Genomic DNA, 1,402 nt, shown 5'->3' on the forward strand with positions numbered 1-1,402 from the left:
AGGCGACGGCCGAGATGGAAATCATTCAGTCGAGAATGGTGGTCGGCAAGGCCGTCGACGATCTGCGCCTCGATATCAGCGCAAAGCCAAAGCGCTTTCCGTTGATCGGCGACTGGCTGGGGCGGCAGGCCAAAAGTCTTTCCTCGCCTGGTCTGTTTGGATTTGGCGGATATGCGTGGGGCAACGAATCGGTCAAGGTGTCCAGCTTCAACGTTCCGGAAGCATTCGAAGGCGAGAAGTTCGTGCTGACCGTTCTGGAGGACGGGCGCTACCGGCTGGAGCAGTCGGATCTGAGCGAGCCGGTCGAGGGCCGCGTGGGCGCAACGCTCGACACGACACTGCCTGAAGGCGCGATCACGCTGCGGGTCGATGCGCTGAACGCGAGGCCGGGCACGCAGTTCATTCTGGAGAGGCAGTCGCGCGAAAAGACGGTGGAGAACCTGCAGAACAGGCTGACCGTGTCGCAGAAGGGCAAGGACAGCGGCATCATCGGCGCGTCGCTGACGGGCTCCGAGCGGATGCTGACGGCCAGCACGCTTGCCGAAATCGGCAATGCGTATGTCGAGCAGAATCTGAAGCGCAAGGCGGCGGAAGCCGAGAGGTCGCTCGAGTTTCTGAGCGCACAGCTGCCGCAGCTCAAGAGCGACCTGGAGCGCGCCGAGGGGCGCTATAACGACATGCGCAACCGCATGGGCGTGTTCAACCTCAGTGAGCAGGGCAAGGCCTATCTGGATCAGAGCGTGGCCACGCAGCGCAGCCTGCTGGAACTGAAGCAGAAGCGCGCGGAAATGAGCGCGATCTACGCGCCGGGTCACCCGGCGATCCAGGCGCTCGACCAGCAGATTGGCATGGTGGGCAGCAGGATCGGCAGCCTGTCGCAGCAGGAACAGGCGTTGCCGGAGCTGGAGCAGAATGCGGTACGCCTGACCCGTGACATGAACGTGAACAACGAGCTTTATGTCGGCATGTTGAACAACATGCAACAGCTGAAGCTGGTGCGCGCGGGCAAGGTGGGGACGGCGCGGCTGATCGATAACCCGGTGGTGCCGAAAGACCCGATCAAGCCGAACAAACTGCTGGTGATCATCTATGCGGCGTTGGGCGGCCTGATTCTGGGTGCGGGTGCGGCGTTCGCGCGGACGGCGCTCTATCGGGGCGTGACCGACGCGCAGGAGATCGAGGAGCAGACAGGCCTGAACGTGTACGCGACCGTGCCGCTGTCGCAGGCGAAAGTCGCGCGCATCGGCAAGGCGCCGAAGCTGCCCGCTGACGGGAAGTTTCTGCTCGCGAGCGAGTTTCCGCGCGACCCGTCGATTGAAAGCCTGCGCCGGCTCAGAACCGCGCTGCATTTTGCAATGCTTGAATCGGAGTCGGGCGACAATCGCGTGCTGCTGACGGGGCC

At 63.3% G+C, this 1,402-nt stretch carries 1 protein-coding gene; it reads left to right on the forward strand.

Annotation, left to right across the window (positions count from 1 at the left end; translation table 11 throughout):
- Positions 1-14: 14 nt before the first annotated feature.
- Positions 15-1,402 (forward strand): GNVR domain-containing protein (locus AB3X96_RS42380; protein ID WP_368594395.1); only part of this gene is annotated, 1,388 nt, incomplete at its 3' end.

It is taken from the genome of Paraburkholderia sp. BR13439, assembly GCF_040948805.1.
Lineage (GTDB): Bacteria > Pseudomonadota > Gammaproteobacteria > Burkholderiales > Burkholderiaceae > Paraburkholderia > Paraburkholderia youngii.